20 protein-coding genes are annotated in these 23081 nt (G+C 70.6%); 13 read left to right on the top strand and 7 right to left on the bottom strand.

Going from position 1 to position 23081, the window contains the following annotated elements:
* Position 1 precedes the first annotated feature (1 nt).
* Positions 2-1231 (bottom strand): phenylacetate--CoA ligase PaaK, encoded by a 1230-nt coding sequence (paaK, locus tag ABZX22_RS00770; protein WP_354904520.1) that lies wholly within the window; start codon positions 1229-1231, stop codon positions 2-4.
* 118 nt (positions 1232-1349) lie between these two features.
* On the opposite strand from paaK, the gene paaN reads away from it, so the two are divergent.
* From paaN to ABZX22_RS00755, 3 genes are all read left to right on the top strand, one after another.
* Positions 1350-2996, top strand: coding sequence for a phenylacetic acid degradation protein PaaN (gene paaN, locus ABZX22_RS00765; RefSeq protein ID WP_354904518.1), 1647 nt, complete (start codon positions 1350-1352; stop codon positions 2994-2996).
* Between the two features lie 14 nt (positions 2997-3010).
* On the top strand, positions 3011-3844 hold the full coding sequence (locus tag ABZX22_RS00760; RefSeq protein WP_354904516.1) for a 3-hydroxyacyl-CoA dehydrogenase family protein: 834 nt from the start codon (positions 3011-3013) through the stop codon (positions 3842-3844).
* A 69-nt stretch (positions 3845-3913) separates the two neighbouring features.
* Positions 3914-5299, top strand: coding sequence for a trehalose-6-phosphate synthase (locus ABZX22_RS00755; protein ID WP_354904514.1), 1386 nt, complete (start codon positions 3914-3916; stop codon positions 5297-5299).
* On the opposite strand, the gene ABZX22_RS00750 is transcribed toward ABZX22_RS00755, so the two are convergent.
* Positions 5280-5561: a DUF4235 domain-containing protein gene (locus ABZX22_RS00750; protein WP_354904512.1), complete on the bottom strand. Its 282-nt coding sequence runs from the start codon at positions 5559-5561 to the stop codon at positions 5280-5282. The two genes, ABZX22_RS00755 and ABZX22_RS00750, sit on opposite strands and share 20 nt — an antisense overlap.
* A gap of 42 nt (positions 5562-5603) precedes the next feature.
* Between ABZX22_RS00750 and valS the strand changes: the two genes are divergently transcribed.
* The 6 genes from valS to ABZX22_RS00720 all read left to right on the top strand — a co-directional run bounded on the left by valS (position 5604) and on the right by ABZX22_RS00720 (position 11582).
* Positions 5604-8087 (top strand): valine--tRNA ligase, encoded by a 2484-nt coding sequence (gene valS / locus ABZX22_RS00745; protein ID WP_354904510.1) that lies wholly within the window; start codon positions 5604-5606, stop codon positions 8085-8087.
* A gap of 94 nt (positions 8088-8181) precedes the next feature.
* Positions 8182-9333, top strand: coding sequence for an AI-2E family transporter (locus ABZX22_RS00740; RefSeq protein WP_354904508.1), 1152 nt, complete (start codon positions 8182-8184; stop codon positions 9331-9333).
* A gap of 46 nt (positions 9334-9379) precedes the next feature.
* On the top strand, positions 9380-9817 hold the full coding sequence (dut, locus tag ABZX22_RS00735) for a dUTP diphosphatase (RefSeq protein ID WP_354904506.1): 438 nt from the start codon (positions 9380-9382) through the stop codon (positions 9815-9817).
* A 13-nt stretch (positions 9818-9830) separates the two neighbouring features.
* Positions 9831-10490 (top strand): DUF3710 domain-containing protein, encoded by a 660-nt coding sequence (locus tag ABZX22_RS00730; RefSeq protein ID WP_354904503.1) that lies wholly within the window; start codon positions 9831-9833, stop codon positions 10488-10490.
* 27 nt (positions 10491-10517) lie between these two features.
* Positions 10518-10907, top strand: coding sequence for an OB-fold nucleic acid binding domain-containing protein (locus tag ABZX22_RS00725; RefSeq protein ID WP_354904501.1), 390 nt, complete (start codon positions 10518-10520; stop codon positions 10905-10907).
* An 18-nt stretch (positions 10908-10925) separates the two neighbouring features.
* Positions 10926-11582, top strand: coding sequence for a DUF3159 domain-containing protein (locus tag ABZX22_RS00720; RefSeq protein WP_354904499.1), 657 nt, complete (start codon positions 10926-10928; stop codon positions 11580-11582).
* Between the two features lie 173 nt (positions 11583-11755).
* Here the strand turns inward: ABZX22_RS00720 and ABZX22_RS00715 are convergent, their stop codons facing one another.
* Entirely contained in the window at positions 11756-12118 is a 363-nt protein-coding gene (locus tag ABZX22_RS00715) for a DoxX family protein (RefSeq protein WP_354904496.1), read from the bottom strand.
* A 153-nt stretch (positions 12119-12271) separates the two neighbouring features.
* Here ABZX22_RS00715 and ABZX22_RS00710 point away from each other — a divergent pair, with 153 nt between their 5' ends.
* The gene (locus ABZX22_RS00710; RefSeq protein WP_354904494.1) at positions 12272-13159 is read left to right on the top strand and encodes a LysR family transcriptional regulator; all 888 of its coding nucleotides are present in this window, start codon (positions 12272-12274) and stop codon (positions 13157-13159) included.
* Positions 13160-13504: 345 nt separating this feature from the next.
* The gene (locus ABZX22_RS00705) at positions 13505-16111 is read left to right on the top strand and encodes a protein kinase (RefSeq protein ID WP_354904491.1); all 2607 of its coding nucleotides are present in this window, start codon (positions 13505-13507) and stop codon (positions 16109-16111) included.
* Positions 16112-16220: 109 nt separating this feature from the next.
* Here ABZX22_RS00705 and ABZX22_RS00700 read toward each other — a convergent pair whose 3' ends face one another.
* Positions 16221-17588, bottom strand: a complete 1368-nt coding sequence (locus ABZX22_RS00700) for an ISNCY family transposase (protein WP_354904489.1) — start codon at positions 17586-17588, stop codon at positions 16221-16223.
* 118 nt (positions 17589-17706) lie between these two features.
* A complete protein-coding gene (locus ABZX22_RS00695; protein WP_354904486.1) occupies positions 17707-18249 on the bottom strand; it encodes an RICIN domain-containing protein in 543 nt (180 codons plus the stop codon).
* A gap of 266 nt (positions 18250-18515) precedes the next feature.
* Here ABZX22_RS00695 and ABZX22_RS00690 point away from each other — a divergent pair, with 266 nt between their 5' ends.
* The gene (locus tag ABZX22_RS00690) at positions 18516-18908 is read left to right on the top strand and encodes a ricin-type beta-trefoil lectin domain protein (RefSeq protein WP_354904483.1); all 393 of its coding nucleotides are present in this window, start codon (positions 18516-18518) and stop codon (positions 18906-18908) included.
* 716 nt (positions 18909-19624) lie between these two features.
* Here ABZX22_RS00690 and ABZX22_RS00685 read toward each other — a convergent pair.
* Positions 19625-20284 (bottom strand): TrkA family potassium uptake protein, encoded by a 660-nt coding sequence (locus ABZX22_RS00685; protein ID WP_354904480.1) that lies wholly within the window; start codon positions 20282-20284, stop codon positions 19625-19627.
* The gene (locus tag ABZX22_RS00680) at positions 20284-20949 is read right to left on the bottom strand and encodes a TrkA family potassium uptake protein (protein ID WP_354904477.1); all 666 of its coding nucleotides are present in this window, start codon (positions 20947-20949) and stop codon (positions 20284-20286) included. The genes ABZX22_RS00685 and ABZX22_RS00680 overlap by 1 nt, the downstream gene beginning before the upstream one ends.
* A gap of 89 nt (positions 20950-21038) precedes the next feature.
* Here ABZX22_RS00680 and ABZX22_RS00675 point away from each other — a divergent pair, with 89 nt between their 5' ends.
* The gene (locus ABZX22_RS00675) at positions 21039-23081 is read left to right on the top strand and encodes an APC family permease (protein WP_354904475.1); all 2043 of its coding nucleotides are present in this window, start codon (positions 21039-21041) and stop codon (positions 23079-23081) included.

Below are 23081 nucleotides of genomic sequence, written 5' to 3'. Positions count from 1 at the left end.
GCTAATTATCCCGAAGGTCCACTACGCGCTGGAGCTTTCCCGCCGACCTGGCCAGCGTCCCCTGCGCCACGAGCTCGACCGCGATCGTCACGCCGACGGTGTCCTTGACCGTCCTGGCGAGCGCCTCGCCGGCGCCCCCGGCTCCCGGGGCGGCCTCCACCCGGACCGTCATCACGTCGAGGCGGCCAGGCCTGCTCAGCTCGATCAGGAAGTGCGGCGACAGGCCCGGCGTGCGCAGCACGATCTCCTCGATCTGCGTGGGGAAGACGTTGACGCCGCGCAGGATGATCATGTCGTCGGTACGGCCCCGCACCTTCTCCATCCGCCGGAAGGCGGGCATCGCCGTACCGGGCAGCAGGCGGGTCAGGTCGTGGGTGCGGTAGCGGATGACGGGCATGGCCTCCTTGGTGAGCGAGGTGAAGACCAGCTCGCCCCTGCCGGAGGCGTCCGTGTCGACGATCTCGGGATAGAAGTGGTCCTCCCAGATGTGCAGGCCGTCCTTGGTCTCCACGCACTCCTGGGCCACGCCGGGGCCGATGACCTCCGACAGGCCGTAGATGTCGACGGCGTCCAGGCCGAAGGCGTCCTCGATCTCGGCGCGCATCTCCTCCGTCCACGGCTCGGCGCCGAACAGGCCGACCCGCAGCGAGGTCGCGCGCGGGTCGAGCCCCTGCGCCTCGAACTCCTCCAGCAGCGCCAGCATGTACGACGGCGTCACCATGATGACGTCGGGCCGGAAGTCGGTGATGAGCTGGACCTGGCGGGGCGTCATGCCCCCGGAGACCGGCACCACCGTGCAGCCGAGCCGCTCGGCGCCGTAGTGCGCGCCGAGCCCGCCGGTGAACAGCCCGTAGCCGTAGGCGACGTGCACGATGTCGCCGGGCCTGCCGCCGGCCGCCCTGAGCGACCTGGCCATGACGTCGGCCCAGGTGTCGATGTCGCGCCTGGTGTAGCCCACCACGGTGGGCCTTCCGGTCGTGCCGCTGGAGGCGTGGATGCGCGCCACCTGCTCGCGCGGCACCGCGAACATGCCGAACGGGTAGCGGGACCGAAGGTCGTCCTTGGTGGTGAAGGGGAACATGGCCAGGTCGTCCAGCTTCTTGCAGTCAGCCGGATGGACCCCCGCCGCGTCGAACTTCTCCCGGTACAGCGCGACGTTGCGGTAGGCGTGGTCGAGGGTCCATCGCAGCCGCTCCAGCTGCAGCGCGGCCAGCTCGTCCGACGAGATCATGGCTCCTCCTCCCGCAGGCGCGGACACGCCGGCGCGACACGGATGTCTCCCTTGTCAGCTGACCGAATGTTCGGTAAACACATCATCGTCCGCAGGTCCTGTCAAGGGAGGGGCGACCATGTTCGACCAGCACAGGCAGACGCTCAGCCGGGCCATGGAGGCCATCGCCGAGCGGGGCTACTGGAGCGCCTACCCCGAGTCGCCGAGCCCCCGGGTCTACGGCGAGGACGCGGCCGAGCGGGGCAAGGAGGCCTTCGAGTCCTACCTGGGCAAGCCCTTCCCGCTCGACCAGCCGGGCACCGGCCTGTGGATCGGCGCCGAGCGCTCGCCGTACGGGATGGAGCTGGGGGTGACCTATCCGGAGCCGTCGCCCGAGCAGCTCGTCGACGTCGCCGGAGCCGCGATGCCCGCCTGGCGCGACGCGGGCCCGCAGGTGCGCGCGCAGGTCTGCGCCGAAATCCTGCACCGGATCAACCAGCGCAGCTTCGAGATCGCCAACGCCGTCCAGCACACCACCGGGCAGGCGTTCGTCATGGCCTTCCAGGCCGGCGGGCCCCACGCGCAGGACCGCGGGCTCGAGGCCGTCGCCTACGGCCTGGCCGCCATGACCGCCGCCCGGCCCCACGCGCGGTGGGAGAAGCCCGGCAAGGGTGATCCGCTGGTCATGGACAAGACGTTCACCGTCGTGCCGCGCGGCGTCAGCCTGGTCATCGGCTGCAACACCTTCCCCACCTGGAACGCCTACCCGGGGCTGTTCGCCTCGCTGGTCACCGGCAACCCGGTCATCGTCAAGCCGCACCCTGGCGCGATCCTGCCGCTGGCCATCACCGTGGCCGTCGCCAGGCAGGTGCTGGAGGAGGCCGGCTTCGACCCCAACCTCGTCACGCTCGCCGCCGAGGAGGGTCAGGGCCTGGCCACCCAGCTCGCCACTCATCCCGACGTGCGGATCGTCGACTTCACCGGCTCCACCGAGTACGGCGACTGGCTGGAGCGCAACGCCACCCAGGCGCTCGTGCACACCGAGAAGGCCGGGGTCAACCCGATCGTCGTCGACTCCACCGACTCCTACCGGGGCATGCTCGGCAACATCGCCTTCTCGCTGTCGCTCTACAGCGGCCAGATGTGCACGGCGCCGCAGAACATCCTCATCCCCTCCGGCGGCATCGAGACCGAGGCGGGTCACAAGAGCTTCGCCGAGGTGGCCGCCGACCTGGCCGGCGCCGTCACGCGGCTGCTCGGCGACGACACCAGGGCCGTCGAGTTCACCGGCGCGATCGTCAACGCGGGCGTGCTGGGCAGGCTGGAGGCGGCGCCCTCCCTCGGCGAGGTCGTCCTGGAGTCCAGGGCGGTGACCCACCCGTCCTTCCCCGAGGCGACCGTGCGCACCCCGGTGATCGTCAAGCTCTCCCAGGCCGACGAGGAGATCTACGGGCGCGAGCACTTCGGCCCGATCGCCTTCGTCATCGCCACGGGGTCCACCGAGGAGTCCCTGGCCGTGCTGCGGCGGACGATCTCGGCCCGCGGCGCGCTGACCGCCTCGGTGTACTCCACCTCCGCTCAGGTGCTCGAGGCGGCCGAGCGGGCGGCGCTCGACGCGGGGGTCAACCTGTCGTGCAACCTGACCGGCGGGGTGTTCGTCAACCAGTCGGCGGCCTTCAGCGACTACCACGGCACCGGGGCCAATCCGGCCGCCACCGCCTCGCTCACCGATCCGGGGTACGTGGCGGGCCGGTTCTTCGTCGTCCAGTCGCGTCGGCACGCCTGACCCGGCGGCGTGAGATGAGTGTGCGGGTCGCGGTGATCGGCGGCGGTCGCATGGGCGCCGGCATCGCCCAGGTCTTCCTCGCCACCGGCGCGCTGGTGACCGTCCAGGAGGCCGACGACCGCGCGGCAGGGGCGGCCGCCGAGCGCATCGCCAAGGGGCTGCGGACGGCCGAGTCCCGGCAGCTGGACGTGCGCGCCGCCGAGGCGCTGCGGCGGCTGTCTCTCGGCCCGGTGCCCGAGACGGCCGACCTGGTGATCGAGGCGGTGCCGGAGGACCCGAAGCTCAAGGCCGAGGTCCTGGCCGAGGCCGAGGCGCGCGTCGGGCCGCAGGCGCTGCTGGCCACCAACACCAGCTCGCTGTCCGTCAGTGAGCTGTCGGCCGCGCTGCGCGACCCGCACCGGCTGATCGGCCTGCACTTCTTCAACCCCGTCCCGGTCCAGCGCCTGGTCGAGATCGTCGTCACCCCGCACACGCCGCCCGCGGTGCTGGCCGCGGCCCGGCGGCACGTCGAGGCGCTGGGCAAGACGGGCGTGGTGGTCAACGACTCGCCCGGCTTCGCCACCAGCCGCCTCGGCGTGCTTCTCGGCCTGGAGGCCATCCGCATGGTCGAGGAGGGCGTCGCCGGCGCCGAGGACATCGACACCGCCATGACCCTCGGCTACAACCACCCCATGGGCCCGCTCCGGCTCGGCGATCTGGTCGGCCTCGACGTACGGCTGGCCATCGCCGTGTACCTGCACGCCAGGCTCGGTGCCCGCTTCGAGCCGCCCGCCCTGCTGCGGGCGATGGTGGCCAGAGGGGAGCTGGGCCGCAAGACGGGGAAAGGATTTTACATCTGGGACAGTTGACCGATTTGTGTTTCTTTGTGCACGTCCGGGGTATGGGTCTGCGGACCCTCGACTCCCAGGAGGACATGCGTGACCGGCCGCAGCTCGTTCCTGATCGTCGCCAACCGGTTGCCGGTGGACAGGACGACGGAACCCGACGGCACGGCCTCATGGCGCCGGAGCCCCGGCGGGCTCGTCACGGCCATCGCGCCCGTCATGCAGCGCCGCCAGGGCGCCTGGCTCGGCTGGCACGGCGCGCCGGACGAGCACCTGCGGCCGTTCGAGCACGAAGGCATGAGCCTGATCCCGGTCCCGCTGTCGGCCGAGGAGGTCGAGCTCTACTACGAGGGCTTCTCCAACGCCACCCTCTGGCCTCTCTACCACGACGTGGTCGCCACACCCGTCTTCGAGCGCCCCATGTGGGAGGCCTACCGGCGGGTCAACGAGCGCTTCGCCGACGCGGCCGCCGCGACCGCGGCGGAGGGGGCGGTCGTCTGGATCCAGGACTACCAGCTGCAGCTCGTACCCGCCATGCTCCGTGAGCGCCGGCCCGACCTGCGCATCGGCTTCTTCCTGCACATCCCCTTCCCGCCGGTCGAGTTGTTCTGGCGCCTGCCGTGGCGTACCGAACTGCTGGAGGGCCTGCTCGGCGCCGACCTGGTCGGCTTCCAGCTGCCGGGCGGCGCCTCCAACTTCATCAGGCTGTGCCGCCGCCTGCTCGGGCTGTCGTACAAGAGCAACGAGGTCTACGTCGGCGACCGCGTCGTCACCGCGCAGGCCTTCCCCATCTCGGTCGACTTCTCCGAACTCGACGTCCTGGTCCGCGAGCAGCACATCGTGCAGCGCGCCAAGGAGATCCGCGCCGAACTCGGCGACCCCGAGCACGTGCTGCTGGGCGTCGACCGGCTCGACTACACCAAGGGCATCGGCCAGCGCCTGGAGGCCTTCGGCGAGCTGCTGGGCGAGGGCCAGGTCAGCCCGGGCGAGGCGGTGTTCGTCCAGATCGCCACACCGAGCAGGGAACGTGTTGAGGAGTACCGCAGGCTCCGCGACGACATCGAGCTGCAGGTGGGCAGGATCAACGGCGAGCACTCCCTGCTCGGCCACCAGCCGATCCAGTACTTCCACCAGTCGCACGACCGCGACGAGCTGGCCGCCCTCTACCTGGCGGCCGACGTGATGGTCGTGACGCCGCTGCGCGACGGGATGAACCTGGTGGCCAAGGAGTACGTCTCCTGCCACCACGACCTGCGCGGGGCGCTGGTGCTGAGCGAGTTCGCCGGCGCCGCCGACGAGCTGCGGCAGGCCTACCTGGTCAACCCCTACGACGTCGAGGGGCTCAAGCGGACGATGATGACCGCCATGCGGGCCACCCCGCACGAGGTGGCCCGTCGGATGCGCGCGCTGCGCCGGCGGGTGTCTACCTACGACGTCGACCGCTGGGCGAGCGAGTTCCTCACTGCTCTGGAGTCTTGAGCGACTTCCAGGCCAGGTAGCGCTTCTTCGCGGTCTTGTTGACCACGATCTGGGCGACCTGCATGCCCACGCCCATCACCACCGCGTAGCCGATCGCCTCGGCCATGCCGACCTCGTCGGACTCGGTGTCGACGGGCGGCTGCTTGCCGGTCACCTTCACCCAGGCGTAGCCGAGCAGCTTCTTGGCCGCCCAGGCGGTGGCTAGACCCACCAGGCCGCCGATCACCCGCCACGCCAGGTCGGGCTTCTCCTCTGTCTTCATGTGTGCAACCCTATTCGCCTTCGCCGCGTACCATTTGGAGGCATGACTCAGCGATCACGCCCTGTGCCCATGCCCGAGAAACCCACTCTCGACGGCCTGGAGCAGGTATGGGTAGAGCGCTGGGACTCCGACGGCGTCTACCGCTTCGACCGGTCGAAGACGCGGGAACAGATCTACTCCATCGACACCCCGCCGCCGACCGTCTCCGGCTCGCTCCACGTCGGACACGTCTTCTCCTACACCCACACCGACACCATCGCCCGTTACCAGCGGATGCGCGGGCGCGAGGTCTTCTACCCCATGGGGTGGGACGATAACGGCCTGCCGACCGAGCGCAGGGTGCAGAACCACTTCGGGGTGCGCTGCGACGCCTCCGTGCCCTACGACCCCTCCTTCCGGCCGCCCGACAAGCCGGGCAAGCAGCAGATCAGCATCTCCCGGCGCAACTTCGTCGAGCTGTGCGAGCGGCTCACCCTGGAGGACGAGAAGGCCTTCGAGCACCTGTGGCGGCGGCTGGGCCTGTCGGTCGACTGGAGCCTGACCTACGCCACCATCGACGGCGCCTCCCGCGCCGCCTCCCAGCGCGCCTTCCTGCGCAACCTGGCCAGGGGCGAGGCCTACCAGGCCGAGGCGCCGACGCTGTGGGACGTCACCTTCCGCACCGCCGTCGCCCAGGCCGAGCTGGAGGACAGGGAGTGGCCGGGCGCCTTCCACCGCGTCTCCTTCTACGGTGACCAGGGCCCGGTCTGGATCGAGACCACCAGGCCCGAGCTGATCCCGGCCTGCGTCGCCCTCGTCGCCCACCCCGACGACGAGCGCTACCAGCGCCTGTTCGGCACCAGCGTGCTGTCGCCGCTGTTCGGCGCCGAGGTGCCGGTCCTGGCCCACCACCTGGCCGAGCCCGACAAGGGCTCCGGCATCGCGATGATCTGCACCTTCGGCGACGTCACCGACGTCACCTGGTGGCGCGAGCTCAACCTGCCCACCAGGCCCGTCATCGGCTGGGACGGCAGGCTGCTGCCCGAGCCGCCGGACGGCGTGGAGGCCGAGCCGTACAAGGAGCTGGCGGGCAAGACCGTCCACAGCGCCCGCGAGCGGATCGTCGAGATGCTGCGCGCCTCCGGCGACCTCGCCGGCGAGCCCCGCCCCGTCAGCCGCCCGGTGAAGTTCTACGAGAAGGGCGACAAGCCCCTCGAGATCGTCACCACCCGCCAGTGGTACATCCGCAACGGCGGGCGCGACGCCGAGCTGCGCGAGCGGCTGCTGGCCAGGGGCGCCGAGCTGGTCTGGCACCCGCCGCACATGCGGGTGCGCTACGACAACTGGGTCAAGGGCCTGGCGGGCGACTGGCTGATCTCCCGCCAGCGTTTCTTCGGCGTGCCGTTCCCCGTCTGGTACGAGGTCGACACCGGGGCGCTGATCCTGCCGGCCGAGGACACGCTGCCCGTCGACCCCTCCTCCGACGTGCCGCCCGGCTACACCGAGGACCAGCGCGGCGTGCCGGGCGGGTTCGTCGGCGACACCGACGTCATGGACACCTGGGCCACCTCGTCGCTGTCGCCGGAGATCGTCGGCGGCTGGGAGCAGGACCCCGACCTGTTCGCGCGGGTCTTCCCGATGGACCTGCGGCCCCAGGCCCACGAGATCATCCGCACCTGGCTGTTCTCCACGGTGGTCCGCGCCCACCAGGAGTTCGACTCGCTGCCGTTCAGGAACGTGGCGATCTCGGGCTGGATCCTCGATCCCGACCGCAAGAAGATGTCGAAGTCCAAGGGCAACGCCACCACGCCCATGGCGATGCTGGAGGAGTACGGCTCCGACGCCGTCCGCTACTGGGCGGCGGGCGGCCGTCCCGGCACCGACACCGCCTTCGACACCGGCCAGATGAAGATCGGCCGCCGGCTGGCGATCAAGATCCTCAACGCGTCGAAGTTCGTGCTCGGCTTCCCCGAGGGAGACCGGGTCACCGAGCCGCTCGACCTGTCGATGCTGGCCGCGCTGGCGCAGACGGTGCGTGAGGCCACCGACGCCTTCGAGGGCTACGACTACGCGCGGGCCCTGGAGGTGGCCGAGCGCTTCTTCTGGTCCTTCTGCGACGACTACCTCGAGCTGGTCAAGGCCCGCGCCTACGACGGCGACGCGGCGGCCTCCTCCGCGCACGCCGCGCTCAGGCAGGCGCTCGACGTGCAGCTGCGGCTGTTCGCGCCGTTCCTGCCGTTCGTCACCGAAGAGGTGTGGTCGTGGTGGCGTGACGGGTCGGTCCACCGCGCCTCGTGGCCCGTGGCCGAGCCAGGCCAGGGCGACCCCGCGCTGCTGGCGGAGGTGTCGGAGGTGCTGCGGCAGGTCCGCAAGGCCAAGTCAGAGGCCAAGGTGTCGATGCGCGCCGAGATCGCCAGGCTCACCGTCGGCACGCCGCAGGCCGGGCTGGTCCGCCAGGGCGCCGACGACCTGTGCGGCTCCGGCAACGTCGACGAGTTCGTGCTGGAGCCGGCCGAGGAGCTGACCGTCTCCGTCGAACTGGCGTGATTTGCGGGGGTACGGCCCGCGCCGTACCCCCGGATCTTTCGTCGACGGCGATAACCGCGCGCGTTCGGGCCGGTGACATGCCAGTCTTGAACATGTGTTCTCCGACCGCCCAACCCAGCTGGTACCTCCCGTCGTGGCCAAGATGGCCGCCTGGAGTGCGTGTCTGATCGTCGTCGGCGTGGTCGTCTACGTCTTCGCCTCGATAGTGGCCAGGCTCAGCTTCGTGGCACTGCCGGTGGCGATCGCGCTGTTGCTGACCGCGCTGCTCTTTCCGCTGACCAGCAGGCTGACCCGTGCGGGTCTGCGGCCCATCTACGCCACCTGGATCACGCTGCTGATCGCGCTCGCCGTCCTGGTCGGCGCGGGCTGGCTCATCGGGGCCAGGGCCAGCGACGAGTTCCCGACCGTGGTCGACCAGGTGCAGAAATCGATCAACGAGCTGCGCGACTGGCTGGTGACCGGACCCATCCACCTCGACACCAAGCAGCTCGACGACTGGGTCCAGACCATCACCAACCAGCTGAAGACCTCGCAGGCCGCCCTCACCAACACCGTGCTGACCGCGGGGCAGGTCGCCATCGAGGTGCTCGCCTCGATCGTGCTCATGCTGTTCGTGACCTTCTTCCTGCTCAAGGACGGCGACCGGATCTGGTCGTGGTTCCTCAAGGGCTTCGGCGGGATGTCCTCGCGCGTCGACCGGGCGGGCCGGGCCGCGTGGACCACCGTCTCCCACTACGTGCAGGGCACGGTGGCCGTCGCCGCCGTCCACGGCCTGCTCATGGGCATCGTGCTGGCCGGGCTCGGCGTGCCGCTGTGGGCGCCGCTGGCCATCCTCATCTTCCTGGCCAGCTTCATCCCCATCATCGGCATCTTCATCGCCGGCACGGTGGCCACGCTGGTCACTCTCGGCACCACCAGCCCGCTCAAGGCGCTGATCTTCCTGGCGGTGCTCATCGTCGAGCAGCAGCTGGAAAACCACGTGCTGCAGCCGCTCATCGTGGGGCGGGCGCTCAACTTCCACCCTCTGGCGATCATCATCGTGCTGGCCGTGGGCGGCATCCTCGGCGGCATCGCGGGGGCGGCCGTGGCCGTACCCGTCGCGGCGGTCATCTACCGGGCGCTCCCCGAGCTCCGGCACGAGACCCGCGCGCTGCCACCGGCGGAGAAGCCGCCGCCCCCGACGGCGGAGACGCCACCATCGCCGCAGCCGCCCGCGGAGAAGGAATCCGAGCAGTCCAAGGGGTAGTCTCATGCCTCATGACGCGTACGTTGGGGTGTAGCGAGGAGACCGCATGACCGTAGAGGTGCTCATTCACCGCCTCGACCCCGACCTGCCGGCGCCGAGCTACGCCCACCCGGGCGACGCGGGGGCGGATCTGGTGGCCGCGGCGGACGTCGAGCTGCTGCCGGGCGAGCGGGCACTGGTCGGCACCGGCGTGGCGATCGCGCTGCCCGACGGCTACGCCGCCTTCGTGCACCCACGGTCCGGTCTGGCCGCCAGGCACGGCGTCACGCTCGTCAACGCGCCGGGCACCGTCGACGCCGGCTACCGGGGCGAGATCAAGGTGACGCTTCTCAACACCGACACCAAGGAGCCGGTCCGGCTGCGCCGCGGCGACCGCATCGCCCAGCTGGTCGTCCAGCGGGTCGAGCGGGCCACCTTCTACGAGGTCGAGCGGCTGCCCGGCTCCGTGCGCGGGGACAACGGCTTCGGTTCCACGGGCAGATAGGGAGTGATCGACAGTGTTCCGACGTCGCAGGCGTGAGCAGCCCGAGCAGGCTGCCGCCGAGGCGGCCGTCCAGCAGCCGCAGGACATACGCGAATCGGGCCCGTGGGACGCCGACGAGCCGCACCCCGAGGCCGACCGCGTCGATCTCGGCGGCATGCGCGTCAACATCGGCTCTGGCTTCGACGTGCAGATCGCGGTGGCCGGCGACCAGCCGATCGGCGTGGTGGTCATCCAGGGCGACAGCGCCCTGCAACTGCACGCCTTCGCCGCGCCCAAGCGGGGCGGGCTGTGGGAGGAGGTCAGGACCAAGCTGGCCGCCAGCGTGAAGGAGGCGGGCGGCGCGGTCGAGACGACCGAGGGCCCGTTCGGCCCCGAGCTCGTCGGCACCATCCCCGCCGAAGGCGGCGCCCAGCCGGTCCGCTACGTGGGCATCGACGGCCCGCGCTGGTTCCTGCGCGCGGTGATCAACGGCAAGGCCGCCGTCGACGCCGCCGCGGCCGGGCCGTTCGAGACCGTCATCCGCGACGTCGTCGTGGTCCGCGGCGAGGAGCCCATGGCTCCCGAAGAGCCCATCCTGCTGCGCATTCCCGGCGACCGGCACGCCGCGCCTGGCACCCAGGAAGCCGGTCTCGACCCGTTCACGAGAGGGCCGGAAATCACCGAGACCCGTTGAGCGCCGCATCGCATAAGCTGGGTCATCATGACTAGTACGGCAGAGCCCTCCAAACGCGGGGGATTGCGCGGATTCTTCAGCAGACTGGCCTCCACGCAGGCCGAGCTGGAGGCCGAGGAGCTGCGGGAAGACGCCGACCAGGCGGGCGCCACGCCGATCGTCTCCTGCGGAGGCAGGCGGCGCTTCTGCGTAGCGGGTACGCTACGAACGGTGACGTTGCGGCCCCGGGGCGGCGCCCCCGCGCTGGAGGCCGAGCTCTACGACGGCTCCGACGTGATCGACCTGGTGTGGCTGGGCCGACGCAAGATCGCCGGCATCGAGCCGGGCCGCGCCGTCAAAGCCGAGGGCCTGGTCAGCATGCAAGACGGGCGCAAGGTGATGTTCAACCCGCGCTACGAACTGCGCCCAGGCGCCTGACAGGGAGCTAGCGAACACGTGACAGAGCAGGCTACGGCACACCAGACCGTTGAGGCGGCCATCAGGGCGCAGCTGTCGAAGGCGCTCGGCGGCATCCGCGGCATCGTGGAGGCCGCGGTGCCGACCATCGCCTTCACCGTGTCGTGGCTGGTGACCGGGCAGCTCAACAAGTCGCTCATCATCAGCGCGTCCATCGCGGGCGTGCTGCTGGTGGCGCGCCTCGCGCAGCGCTCCACGCCACAGTTCGTGATCAACAGCCTGATCGGCATCGGCATCGGCTGGTTCTTCGCCTCCCGCACCGGTGACGCGCGCGACGTCTACCTGCCGGGCATCCTGTACAACGCCGGATACGCCGCGGCCATGCTGGTCTCCATCCTGGCCCGATGGCCGGTCGTCGGCTTCATCATCGGCTCGGTCACCGGCGATCCCACCGGGTGGCACAAGGAGCCGAGCGTCGTGAAGCTGTGCACCAGGCTGACATGGCTGCTCATGCTGCCGTGCGTGGTGCGGGTGGCGGTGCAACTGCCGATCTACCTGTTCGGCGGCGGCGACGAGGCGATCGCCGCGCTGGGCATCGCCAAGGTGCTGATGGGCTGGCCGCTGCAGGTCGCCAGCCTGGCCGCGATGGCCTGGATCCTCAGCCGCGGCCGCACCCCCATCGCCGCCGCGGTCTGAGCGCTTCGCCGGTACGGCAGGCGCAGAAGAGGCCACCGGGGTCACCGGTGGCCTTTCGTCATTCCCGGCTCGGCATTCCCGGCGCCCTGAGAGCCCGCCGTCACGTCTGTCCGGCGCTCTGAGAGCCCGCGGTCACGTCGTGATCGCCGGCGGGTGGGTGGGCGAACCCCTGGTCAGGCGGTGGCGCCCGACGCGGTGGACAGGACGAGTGACGCGACGGCCAGCGCGAGGAAACCGCCGGGGAAGGCGATGTTGTGGAACACCCGCGTGCGCACGTGGAGGGCGACGGCGCCGACGAAGAACAGGACGAGTCCGATCGCGGCGGCGATCCCGATGAACGGAACACCCAGGAGCCCGAGCAGGAGCCCGGCGGCGCCGGCGGCTTTCAGGGCGGCCAGCAGCGGGATCCACGAGTGCGAGATGCCCAGCTCAGCCGAGTTGGCCAGGACGAACCGGGCCCGAGCGAAGTCGGCGGAAGCGGCCCCGGCGTTCACCACGATCGTGACGAGGGTGACCAGGACATAGGCGATGGACATGCGGAGGGCCTCCGTTCGGCCGGGATGCGGCAAGTGTCGGCGAGGTCGGGTGGCCGGGGTGTCTCCACCACCGCGGACCGTCCGAGCCACCTGTACCAAGCCTCGTCGAGCGCCGGCTTGGACGTCCAATACCTGCATCTATAACCTGACGGCATGGATGTCGACATCCGGTTGCTGCGATACTTCGTCGCCGTGGCGGAGGACGGCAGCCTCACCCGGGCCGCGGAACGGCTGTTCGTGTCGCAACCGGCGCTGACCAAGCAGATCAGGCAGCTCGAATCGCAGCTCGGCGTACGGCTGTTCACCCGTTCCCGAGCCGGCATGGCTCTCACCGAACCGGGCCAGGCCCTGGCGGAGCAGGTCCCCGCCCTGCTGGACGACTGGGACCGGGTGCTGCGGGAGACCAGACGCGTGGCCGGCCGGGCGGCCCGCGTGCTGCGGGTCGGCTTCCTGGCCAGCGCCGCCAACGAGGCCACCCAGGACATCATCGCGGCCTTCGCCCGGCGGCGGCCGGGCTGGCGGGTCGACATGCGCCAGGCGGCATGGTCGGACCCGGCGGCCGGACTCGCCGACGGAGAGGTCGACGTCGCCCTGCTGCGCCTGCCCTTTCCCGGCCAGGACGCCCTGCGCGTCGAGGTGCTGTTCACCGAGCCCCGCTGGGTCGCGCTGCCCTCGGCGCACCCGCTCGCCACACGGGAGCTGATCCCCTTCCGGGACCTGTGGGACGAGCCGTTCGTGGCGGCCCCGCCCGAACCCGGCCCCTGGCGGGACTACTGGCTGGCGGTCGACGAGCGTGACGGCCACCCGGTCCGCATCGGCGCCGTCACCGACCAGCCGGACGACTGGCTCAGCGCGATCGCCAACGGGTACGGCATCGCCCTGGCCCCCGAATCGGCCGCCCGGTTCTACGCGCGACCCGGCGTCACCTACCGGCCGGTCAGCGGTGTCGGCCCCAGCGAGGTCGGCGTCGCCTGGGCCCCGGCCGACGACGCCAACCCGATCGTCCAGGACTTCGTCGGCTGCTGTCTGGCCAGCCGGTGAGCCGGGGGCGTCGGCTCCGGCGCTGCTCATCTGATCGTTCAGAGGTCGTCGGCTGCTGGCTGGTCAGCCGGGGGGGCATCGGCTCCGGCCACGGCGTTGACGGTCTGATCGTTCAGGAGGTCGTCCGCTCCTGCCGGGACGGCCGGTCGCCGGGTTGTCGGTGGGCCGGGCCGGTGTGGTGGGGCGTCTGCTGACGGTGCGGGCCTTGTCGGTCAGGATGTGGGCGCTGCCGTCCGGACGGCCTGCCATCCCGGTTCCGGTCCGAGCCCAGGGTTCGAGAACGGGGCATCTCATGCGAGTGTTGACGTAACGGGATGAGAACGGCGACAGGGGTGGAAGCGGAGCGTGGGTGAGCCCTCCGGGATACGGCTGGTCGGCGGCAGGTACCTGCTGTCCGACGAACTGGGGCGTGGCGGGATGGGCGTCGTGTGGCGAGCCCACGACCAGGTGCTCGACCGGCCCGTGGCGCTCAAGCAGGTGCTGGTCCCCGGCTGGATGGCCGACAAGGACAGGGAGCGCGCGTTCGCCCGGGTGCTGCGCGAGGCCAGGGCGGCGGCGCGGCTGCGCAACCCCTATGTGATCACCATCCACGACGTGGTCATGGACGAGGGCCATCCGTGGATCGTCATGGAACTGCTCGCCGCCTCCTCCCTGGCCCAGGCGGTGGCGCGGACCGGCCCGCTGCCGGAGCAGGTCGCCGCCGACATCGGCGTCAAGGTCCTGGACGCCCTGCGCACCGCCCACACCGCGGGAATCACCCACCGGGACGTCAAGCCGGCCAACGTCCTCCTGCTCGACGACGGGGGAGTGGTGCTGACCGACTTCGGCATCGCGCACGTCGCCGACTCCCCGACGCTCACCGCGACCGGCATGCTCATGGGGTCGCCCGCGTACATGGCGCCCGAACGGCTCGAAGGCGCGCCCGCCACCGAGGCGAGCGACCTGTGGGCGCTGGGGGCGACGCTGTACACGGCGGTGGAGGGCGTCCCGCCGTACCCGATGGACAGCCCCGTCGCGATCATGGCCGCCATCCTCATGCGGGAGCCGCGGCCGATGCGGCGCGCCGACCGGCTGGAGGGGGTCGTGCTGGGGCTCATGCGCAAGAATCCCGCCGAGCGGCTGTCACACGAGCCGGCCGCCGCGGCCCTGCGCCGGGTGGCGGCGCGACCGCCGGGAGAGGAGGGGCGCCGGCGGCGGGGCTCGCGGGCGCTGGCGGCGCTGGTCCGGGACCCGGACGCCGCCGGTCCTCATCCCGACGCCCCGACCACCCCCGGCCCCACCGCCCCACGCCCCGCCGCCCCGGACTCCGCTGCCCCCGACTCCGCCGCCTCGGGTACGCCCCTCCCGGGTTCCGTCGCCCCACGCCCCGCCGCCCCGGACTCCGCTGCCCCCGACTCCGCTGCCTCGGACTCCGCTGCCGCAGGTACGCCCGTTCCGGGTTCCGCCGCGTCGGGCTCTACCGGCTCGGGCACGGTCGTCCCGGGTTCCGCCGCGTCGAGTCCCACCATGCCGGGCCCCGCCGTCCCGGGTTCCACCATGCCAGGCCCCGCCGTCCCAGGTCCCACCGCGTCGGGTCCCACTGCGTCGGGGCCCACTGCGTCGGGTTCCGCCGCGTCGGGTCTCGCCTCCCCGGCCGGGTCCACGGGCTCGGCGGGGGACGGCGGCTCCGCCGGGCCCGTGGGGTCAGCGGACGACGACAGCCCGAGCAGGTCCTGGGGTCCTGCCACACCCGCCGGTTCCGCCGCTCCCGCCGCTCCCGCCGACCCCGTCGGGCCGGTCAGGTCTGCTGGTCCTTCTGGTGCTGAGGACCCTGCCGGTCCCGCTGGTTCGGCCGATGCTTCTGGGCCCGCAGGACCCGCGAGGCCTTCGGGTCCTGCGGGACCTGCCGAAGGCGGCACGTCTTCGGGGACTGCCGGTCTCGTTGGGTCTACGGGCCCGGCCGGAGCCGGGTCTGACGGGTCTCTCGGGTCCGCCGGTGATGCCAGGTCTTCCGAGGCGGCCGGGGCTGTCGGCCCTGGTGGGGCTATCGGAGGCGGTCAGGCTTCCGGTCCTGTGGGTGCCGGGGCGGGGGCGGCTGGTGCCTCGCCGGACGAAGCGGCCAGTGGTCCCGCCGGGGTGGCAGGTCGAGGCAGGTCGGTGGACTCCGGTGAAGCCGCCGGGTCGGATCGGTCCGGGGGGTCGGATCGCTCGGCGGGGTCCGGTCGCTCCGCCGGGTCGGATCGCTCCGCCAGGCCGGATCGGTCCGGAGGGTCGGGTCACGTCGCGGGGCCCGGTGGCTCTGCCGCGTCCGATCTCTCCGCCGGGTCAGGAGCGGGGGCGGCCGGTCGTGAGGCGAGCGCTGGTTCGGCCGAGGTGCCGCAGGAGCGTGCCCAGGGCGTGGGCGGCGCGCCGCGGGACGGCGCCGCCGTACGGGCGGGCAGGCGGGTGGCGGCGGGGCTCAGGGTCGTGGCGATGATCGCGGCCACCGCCGGGACGGCCGCCTACGCGCTGTCCTGGACGGCCGCGTCCTTCGCCGGGCCGGCCACCGCGCTGCTGGTGCTGTTCGCCGCCTTCGCGCTGCTGGCCGCCGTGCTGCCCGGGTCGCTGCTGCCCGGCGGCGCCACGGCGGCGACCGTGACCAGGGCGCTGCCGTTCGTCGCGTTCGCCGGATACCTGGGCGGCTACCAGAGCGGCGGCGGATCGGCGGTGACCATGGCCATGGTCTACGCGCTGATGTGCGCGTGGACGGCTGTGACGGCGGTCCGCACCTGGCCGTGGTCGAGACCCGCGGCGGTCGTGGCGGCCGCCGCGGTGGTCTGCTTCGCGGTCCTGGCGGTGACGCGGCTCTGGACCGACCTGGCGGCGCCGGCCGGTCCTGCAGTGCCGATCCACGCGATGACGGACGAGGTCACGCTGGCCGCCTGGATGGCGGCCACCCTGTGGGGGTGGTGGGCGGCCCGCCGTACCGGCTAGCTACTTGCTCCTGAAAAAGGGGTTTTGAGGTTCGGGCGGGATCTTGCCATCGGTCCAGGCTTGATCGGGTTGACTGGTGGTCGGGTCCGCCAGGGGTGGCAGCTGGCAGTCAGCCGCCGATCGCGGCCATCCGCTGCAGGTTGTAGGCGAAGATCCCCAGCCCGGCCCAGATCTGGGCGCCTTGGATGCGGCGCAGCCGGGTCCGTCGGAGTCCGAATTGCCGTTTGAGGTGGCTGATCCGGGCTTCGACCCCCACTCTCCAGTTGCGCATCCGCCGGAAGCTGCGGGTGTGCTCGTGCTCGCGCCGCGTCTTGCTGAGGGTGCCGCCGCGTTGCAGGCCGATGTGCTGCACACCCAGGTCGGCCAGGGCCTTGTCGGCTGCCGCGGTACCGAATCCGCGATCGCCGACCACGGTGGTCGGGACCCGGCCGGTCCGCTCGATGACCTGCTCGACAGCCGGGACCAGCTGGGGAGCATCACCAGGATTGCCCTGGTTCAGCCTGTGGAAGCAGATGAAGCCGCGTTCGTCTTCGGCCACCAGCAGGGTGTAGCCGAACTGGGTCGGGTGCTGGGGCTTGCCCTTGCGGATCGGGCGGGCATCGGGGTCGGCCAGCGACACCATCCGGTCGGGGATGGTGCGGTTGCCGGCCAGGCGTTGCCCGGTCTGGGCCAGCAACCGCTCGGTGCCCGACACCGTCTGCTCAAGGTCGTCGATCAGGCGGGCGAGACGCGGGGAAGGACACCGCGATAAGGCGCGGCGGGCATTGCGGATCACCGGTGCCACCTGCGCCAGCGTCGTGGCCGCGATGTCGGCGACCTCACCGGTGAGCCGATCGATTTCCCCCATCGCCTGGCCTGTGCGCCGCCGCAGCGTGCGGCTGATCTGCTTCAGCCGCCGCCCCGCAGACCGGCTCCGGTTGCGAAACGGGGTCCGAATCGCCGCGCCCGCCGCCTTGACGCGCCGCACCAACCCACCCAGCTTGCGGACCCCGTGCTCCAGCAGGTCGGCATCGGTGGGATGGTCGATATCGGCCTCGACCACGGTGGTGTCGATGCGCAGCTTGCGTCCTCGCAGCAGCTTGTCCTCGGCGAGCTTGCCCACCAGCGCGGTGTTGAGCTGCTCGAACACCTCCGGCCCCGCCCGCCGTACCAGTTTGATCAATGTGGTGGAATGCGGCACCCGCCCGTCCAGCGGAATGCGGCAGAAGCGACGCCAGCTGATGGAATCGGCGACCTCCCGGCACAGCACCTCATAGCCCAGCTGATAGCGGTGTTTGAGGTACAACATCCGCACCAGGCAGGAGACAGGCACCGACGGGCGGCCCAGCTGGGCGTGGAACATGCTCCGCCACGGCGCGATGAACCGCTCATCATCGAGGTAGACGTCGATCCGGGCCAACTCCTGCGGCAGTCGCGTCACCTCCTCTGGCAGCAGCGTCTCCCACAACGCGATCTGTTGTCCCGAGACCCGAAGCACCGGCTACCACCTTCGGCGGAAATGACACCAACGTCATTCTCAACCCGCCGAGCCTCCCAGCGCTGTGATTGCCGAGGTCAGAAGTGCTTACCTCGAGGACTTCTTCAGGAGTAAGTAGCTAGATGCCCCAGATCTGGGCAGATGTGCCGTTGCACCGGTAGAGCTGCATCGCGAGGCCCGCCGCCGTCGAGCCACCCGGGACGTCGAGGCAGTGGCTGCGGGTTCCGGAGACTCGTGAGATCAACGGCCCGTCAAGGTCGTCGGGGCCCTCCCCAACCGGGTGTTCCCACAGCTCGTTACTGATGGTGTTGCAGGTCCATTGCACTATCGGCGTTCCGTTCGTGGCACCGCCAAGGGCGTCCAGGCACAGGCCGCTGTTGATGTTGCGGTAGCGGAACATTTTCCCGCCCAGCGGCAGGAGGATCGGCATCGGCTCCCACTGCTGGGCAGGGTTCCTAAAATCGCAGATCTCCTGAACGATCGCCGCGCCCTGCTCAAGCGACGCGCCCACCGGCTGGAGGCATTTGAGAGAGGGAGACGACAGGTAGTTCAGGATGGGTATGCCCACGGCGGTTGCGGCCGACGAGGGCTGGGTCCCCGCCAGAAGCGTGGCGGCCGCGCCGATGATGAGCAGAGAGGCCGACCTGCGGCGGAATTTCATCGTCTTCTCCATTTGCTGCCGTTGCGACTTTTCCGGGCCGGCCCTGGTGGCCGCCCATCAGGTAGGTGTTCCACCGTGTTCCACCGGGTCCATCTCCTGTGGAACGGCTTGGAACGCCTAACTGATCGAAAGCCCCGATCTGTGAAAGGAATCGCACCTTGCGCAAACGCCGACTAGCCGCCTTGTTCTCCGCCGCGGCGATAACGACTGCCGCCGGACTGACGGCCGCATCGCCGGCCCAGGCCGCCAGCCCGATCGTCAAGCTCGTGAGCGTCCAGTTCCCCAACGAGTGCCTGCAGCCCGCCTCCCTCAACCAGGGGGCCGCGGTCATCCAGATGTCCTGCAAGGGCTCCACCGTTCAGCAATGGACGGTCGAATCCGTCAACTCGACAAGGGTCCACCTGCGCAACAGGGCCAGCCAGTTCTGCATGGACGCCTTCGGTGGGGCCGCCAACGGAACGCCCATCATCCAGTGGCCCTGCAACACCATCAGCAACGAGAACTGGAGCTTCGGTATCACCAACAACCTGCTGTCGTCAGGAGTCTCCAACACCTTCAGCCACTGCATCGCGACACCGGGAGCGCAGGACGGCCTGCCGATGGAGTTGCGGTTCTGTGATGGCAACATCTCGCAACTCTGGAACCGTCCCGCGGGATGAGATCGCGGCGGCCGTCGGTCCTCATCACGGTGGACGGGCGGGCCGCGCGATCAGAAGTCGGGTCGCCCGGGAGAGATTCCCCGGGCGACCCGACTTCTTGAGAGCACATGCCCTCCAGCGTGTCCTCCTCCGGCACCCCGCCGGGGACGAGCGCGCGTGGGCGCGCATCAACGGCCGCATGGACTTCCTGATGGCGGCACCGATCGATATCGCGGGCGCTGATCTGGCCGCGGAGATGGGTGGCGGCTTCCACAGACCACCGGAGGTACTGCAGGCCCAGCTCGTCAGGCTCGACCGACAAGTTCTACGTGTTGATCGTTTGGCTCCACACGTGCTTCAGGGGCTAACGCACGTTTTCGCGGTCAGCACCCGGCAGGGGGGCGATCAGCATCGTCCCAGCATGTCACCGCTGCCCTGGCCAGGTGGGACGATCTGACGCGTCCGCTCAGCCGGCCGCGGCGAACTTGCCGGCACCGTACGCTCGGAATGCGCCCGGGCGCCTGGCCGGGTCGACGGTGGGATGGGGGCTGACCACGTCACGCTGTGCCGGTGCCAGCCAACCACCCCGGCCCGACCTGGGCGCTCAGGGAGCGGCCAGGGCAATGGCGTGGACGGTCACGCCAGCCGCCGGTGTGCCTGCGGCCGCCGAGCCTCCCAGCGCTGTGATTGCCGAGGTCAGAAGTGCTTACCTCGAGGACTTCTTCAGGAGTAAGTAGCTAGTGGGGGGACAGGAGCTGGGCCAGCTCCTCCTCGACCTCCTGGCTGGCGACGAACATCAGCTCGTCACCGGCCTCCAGCGGGTCGTCGGCGGAGGGCACCAGCACGCGTCCCTCGCGCAGGATCGCCACCAGCGCCGAGTCGACCGGCCACGGCACCGAGCCGGCGCGCTGGCCCACGACGGGCGCGTCCTCGGGCAGGGTCAGCTCGACCAGGTTGGCCTGCCCCTGGCGGAAGGTCATCAGGCGGACCAGGTCGCCGACGCTGACCGCCTCCTCGACCAGGGCCGACAGCAGGCGCGGGGTGGAGACCGCGACGTCGACGCCCCACGACTCGTTGAACAGCCACTCGTTGTTGGGGTGGTTGATGCGGGCGACCACGCGTGGCACGCCGTACTCGGTCTTGGCCAGCAGGGAGACCACCAGGTTGACCTTGTCGTCGCCGCTGGCGGCCACCACGACATGGCAGTTGTTGAGCCCGGCCTCGTCGAGGGAGGAGATCTCGCACGCGTCGGCGAGCAACCATTCGGCGCGCGGCACCGCGTCGATCTTGATCGCCTTGGGGTCGCTGTCGATCAGCAGGACCTCGTGACCGTTTTCCAGGAGCTCGGCGGCGATGGAACGGCCGACCGCGCCGGCGCCGGCGATCGCGATGCGCATCAGTGCTCCCCTTCCGGTGCGGCGGCCAGCACCTTGTTGATCCGGTCCATGTCGTTCTCGGCGGCGATCACGTGCAGGACGTCGCCTTCCTGCACCACCGTGTCGTGCCGGGTGACCAGCGCCTCGCCCATCCGGTTGACGAAGGCGACCCTGATGCCGGCGACGTCCTCCAGCGTGGTGACCTTGGTGCCGATCCACGCGGGGTTGGTGGCGACCTCGGCCAGCACGACCGTGCCCGTGGGGTCGCGCCACAGCGGCTCGGCGCCCTCGGGCAGGATGCGCCGCAGGATCTGGTCGGCGGTCCACCGGACGGTGGCCACCGTGGGGATGCCGAGCCGCTGGTAGACCTCGGCTCGCCGGGAGTCGTAGATGCGCGCCACGACGTTGTCGACGCCGAACGTCTCCCGCGCCACCCGGGCGGAGATGATGTTGGAGTTGTCGCCGCTGCTGACGGCCACGTAGGCGGCCGCCGACTCGATGCCCGCCTCCTGAAGCACGTCGCGGTCGAATCCGATGCCGGTGACCCGGCGGCCCCTGAACCCGGCCCTCAGTCGCCTGAACGCCTGCGGGTCACGATCAATGATCGCGACCGAATGGCCGTTGTCCTCCAGGATGTGGGCGATGGTCGACCCGACCCGCCCGCATCCCATGATCACGATATGCATGTGCTCCCCACGGGTTGCCTTCTCCTCAGTATGGCGCGCGGGGGGAGCGCCATGTCGGTGGGGAGGGGAAGGGCGACTAGCATCTTCACGTGGCGAAGGTGACAGATCTTGTCAAGCGTCTCCTGGTAGGACGCGCGCTCCGTAGCGGGCAGCTTCATGAACAGCTGCTGCCCAAACGGGTTGCGTTGCCCGTTTTCGCGAGCGACGCGCTCTCCTCCGTGGCGTACGCGCCGCAGGAGATCCTCGTCATCCTCTCCCTTGCCGGCGTCTCGTTCTACCGCTACAGCCCGTGGGTCGCCGCCGCGGTCGTCATCGTCATGCTCACCGTGGTCGCCTCCTACCGGCAGAACGTCCACGCCTACCCCAGCGGCGGCGGCGACTACGAGGTCGCCACCGTCAACCTCGGCAAGAACGCGGGGCTCACCGTCGCCAGCGCCCTCCTCGTCGACTACGTGCTCACAGTGGCGGTGTCGGTGGCCAACGGCGTCGACTACGTGGGCGCCACGGTCCCCTTCGTCGCCGAGCACAAGCCGACCGTCGCCATCGTCATCGTCATCCTCCTCACGATCGTGAACCTGCGCGGCATCCGCGAGTCGGGCGTCGCCTTCGCCGTCCCCACCTACGCCTTCATGATCGCGGTGCTCGGCATGGTCACATGGGGCGGCTTCCGGCTGCTGGTCCTGGGCGAGGACCTGCAGGCGCCCACCGCGGGCTTCCAGGTCGTGCCCGAGATGACGGACCTGACCTCCTTCGCCGCCGCCTTCCTCGTCCTGCGCGCCTTCTCCTCCGGCTGCGCGGCGCTGACCGGTGTCGAGGCCATCAGCAACGGCGTGCCGGCCTTCCGCAAACCCAAGAGCAAGAACGCGGCGACCACGCTGCTCATGATGGGCCTGATCGCCGTCACCATGTTCTCCGGCATCATCGCCCTGGGGCTGGTCTCGGGCGTCACCGTGGCCGAGCCGCAGCACGTCGCGCAGGACCTGCTGCGTCCCGACGGCACCCCGGTCGGTCCCGACTACTACCAGCAGCCGATCATCTCCCAGGTGGCCGACGCGGTCTTCGGCAGCGGCTCGCTGATGTTCGTCGTCATCTCCGCCGTCACCGCGCTCATCCTGTTCCTGGCCGCCAACACCGCCTTCAACGGCTTCCCCGTGCTCGGCTCCATCCTCGCCCAGGACCGCTACCTGCCCCGCCAGCTGCACACCCGCGGCGACCGGCTGGCCTTCTCCAACGGCATCGTCATCCTGGCGCTGGGGGCCTGCCTGCTGCTGTGGGGGTTCCAGGCGGACGTCAGCCGCCTGCTGAACCTCTACATCGTCGGCGTCTTCGTCTCCTTCACCCTCAGCCAGACCGGCATGGTCCTCCACTGGACCCGCCACCTGAAGACCGAGACCGACCCGCGCGTCCGCTTCCAGATGCAGCGCTCCAGGGTCATCAACTTCTTCGGCGGCGTCATGACCGCGCTGGTGCTGGTCGTCGTGCTGCTGACCAAGTTCCTGGTGGGCGCCTGGATCGTCTGCATCGCGATGCCGGTGCTGTTCCTGATGATGAAGGGCATCCGCCACCACTACGACAAGGTCGCCGCCGAGCTGGCCGTCACCGAGGACCCCGACGAGACCATGCTGCCCGCGCGCAACCACGCGATCGTGCTCGTCTCCAAGCTCCACAAGCCCACGCTGCGGGCGCTCGCCTACGCCCGCGCCACCAGGCCCTCCACCATCGAGGCCGTCACCGTGGGCGTCGAGGGCGAAGAGGCCGCCAACCTGCAGGAGGAGTGGGAGCGCAGGGGCATCCCGGTGCCGCTCAAGATGCTCGACTCGCCGTACAGGGAGATCACCCAGCCCATCCTCGACTACGTCAAGACGCTGCGCCGCCGTTCGCCGCGCGACGTCGTGACCGTCTTCATCCCCGAGTACGTGGTCGGCCGCTGGTGGGAGCACCTGCTGCACAACCAGAGCGCGCTGCGGCTCAAGGCGCGGCTGCTGTTCAAGCCCGGGGTGATGGTGACCAGCGTGCCGTGGCAGCTCCACTCCTCCGACCGGCTGCGGGCCCGCCGCGAGCCGTACGCGCCGGGCGCGGTGCGCCGCCCGTGGCACGAGATCGAGGGCGACGACGAGAAGGCCAAGGCCTGA

This window comes from Nonomuraea sp. NPDC003804, from assembly GCF_040610675.1.
Classification (GTDB): domain Bacteria; phylum Actinomycetota; class Actinomycetes; order Streptosporangiales; family Streptosporangiaceae; genus Nonomuraea.
This window is presented reverse-complemented; position numbering and strand designations above follow the sequence as displayed.

What these genes read in the sequence shown, in the direction of transcription:
- paaK (WP_354904520.1), bottom strand. Translation starts at nt 1,231, where the DNA reads ATGATCTCGTCGGACGAGCTGGCCGCGCTGCAGCTGGAGCGGCTGCGA.
- paaN (WP_354904518.1), top strand. Translation starts at nt 1,350, where the DNA reads ATGTTCGACCAGCACAGGCAGACGCTCAGCCGGGCCATGGAGGCCATC.
- ABZX22_RS00760 (WP_354904516.1), top strand. Translation starts at nt 3,011, where the DNA reads ATGAGTGTGCGGGTCGCGGTGATCGGCGGCGGTCGCATGGGCGCCGGC.
- ABZX22_RS00750 (WP_354904512.1), bottom strand. Translation starts at nt 5,561, where the DNA reads ATGAAGACAGAGGAGAAGCCCGACCTGGCGTGGCGGGTGATCGGCGGC.
- valS (WP_354904510.1), top strand. Translation starts at nt 5,604, where the DNA reads ATGACTCAGCGATCACGCCCTGTGCCCATGCCCGAGAAACCCACTCTC.
- dut (WP_354904506.1), top strand. Translation starts at nt 9,380, where the DNA reads ATGACCGTAGAGGTGCTCATTCACCGCCTCGACCCCGACCTGCCGGCG.
- ABZX22_RS00725 (WP_354904501.1), top strand. Translation starts at nt 10,518, where the DNA reads ATGACTAGTACGGCAGAGCCCTCCAAACGCGGGGGATTGCGCGGATTC.
- ABZX22_RS00715 (WP_354904496.1), bottom strand. Translation starts at nt 12,118, where the DNA reads ATGTCCATCGCCTATGTCCTGGTCACCCTCGTCACGATCGTGGTGAAC.
- ABZX22_RS00710 (WP_354904494.1), top strand. Translation starts at nt 12,272, where the DNA reads ATGGATGTCGACATCCGGTTGCTGCGATACTTCGTCGCCGTGGCGGAG.
- ABZX22_RS00695 (WP_354904486.1), bottom strand. Translation starts at nt 18,249, where the DNA reads ATGAAATTCCGCCGCAGGTCGGCCTCTCTGCTCATCATCGGCGCGGCC.
- ABZX22_RS00685 (WP_354904480.1), bottom strand. Translation starts at nt 20,284, where the DNA reads ATGCGCATCGCGATCGCCGGCGCCGGCGCGGTCGGCCGTTCCATCGCC.
- ABZX22_RS00680 (WP_354904477.1), bottom strand. Translation starts at nt 20,949, where the DNA reads ATGCATATCGTGATCATGGGATGCGGGCGGGTCGGGTCGACCATCGCC.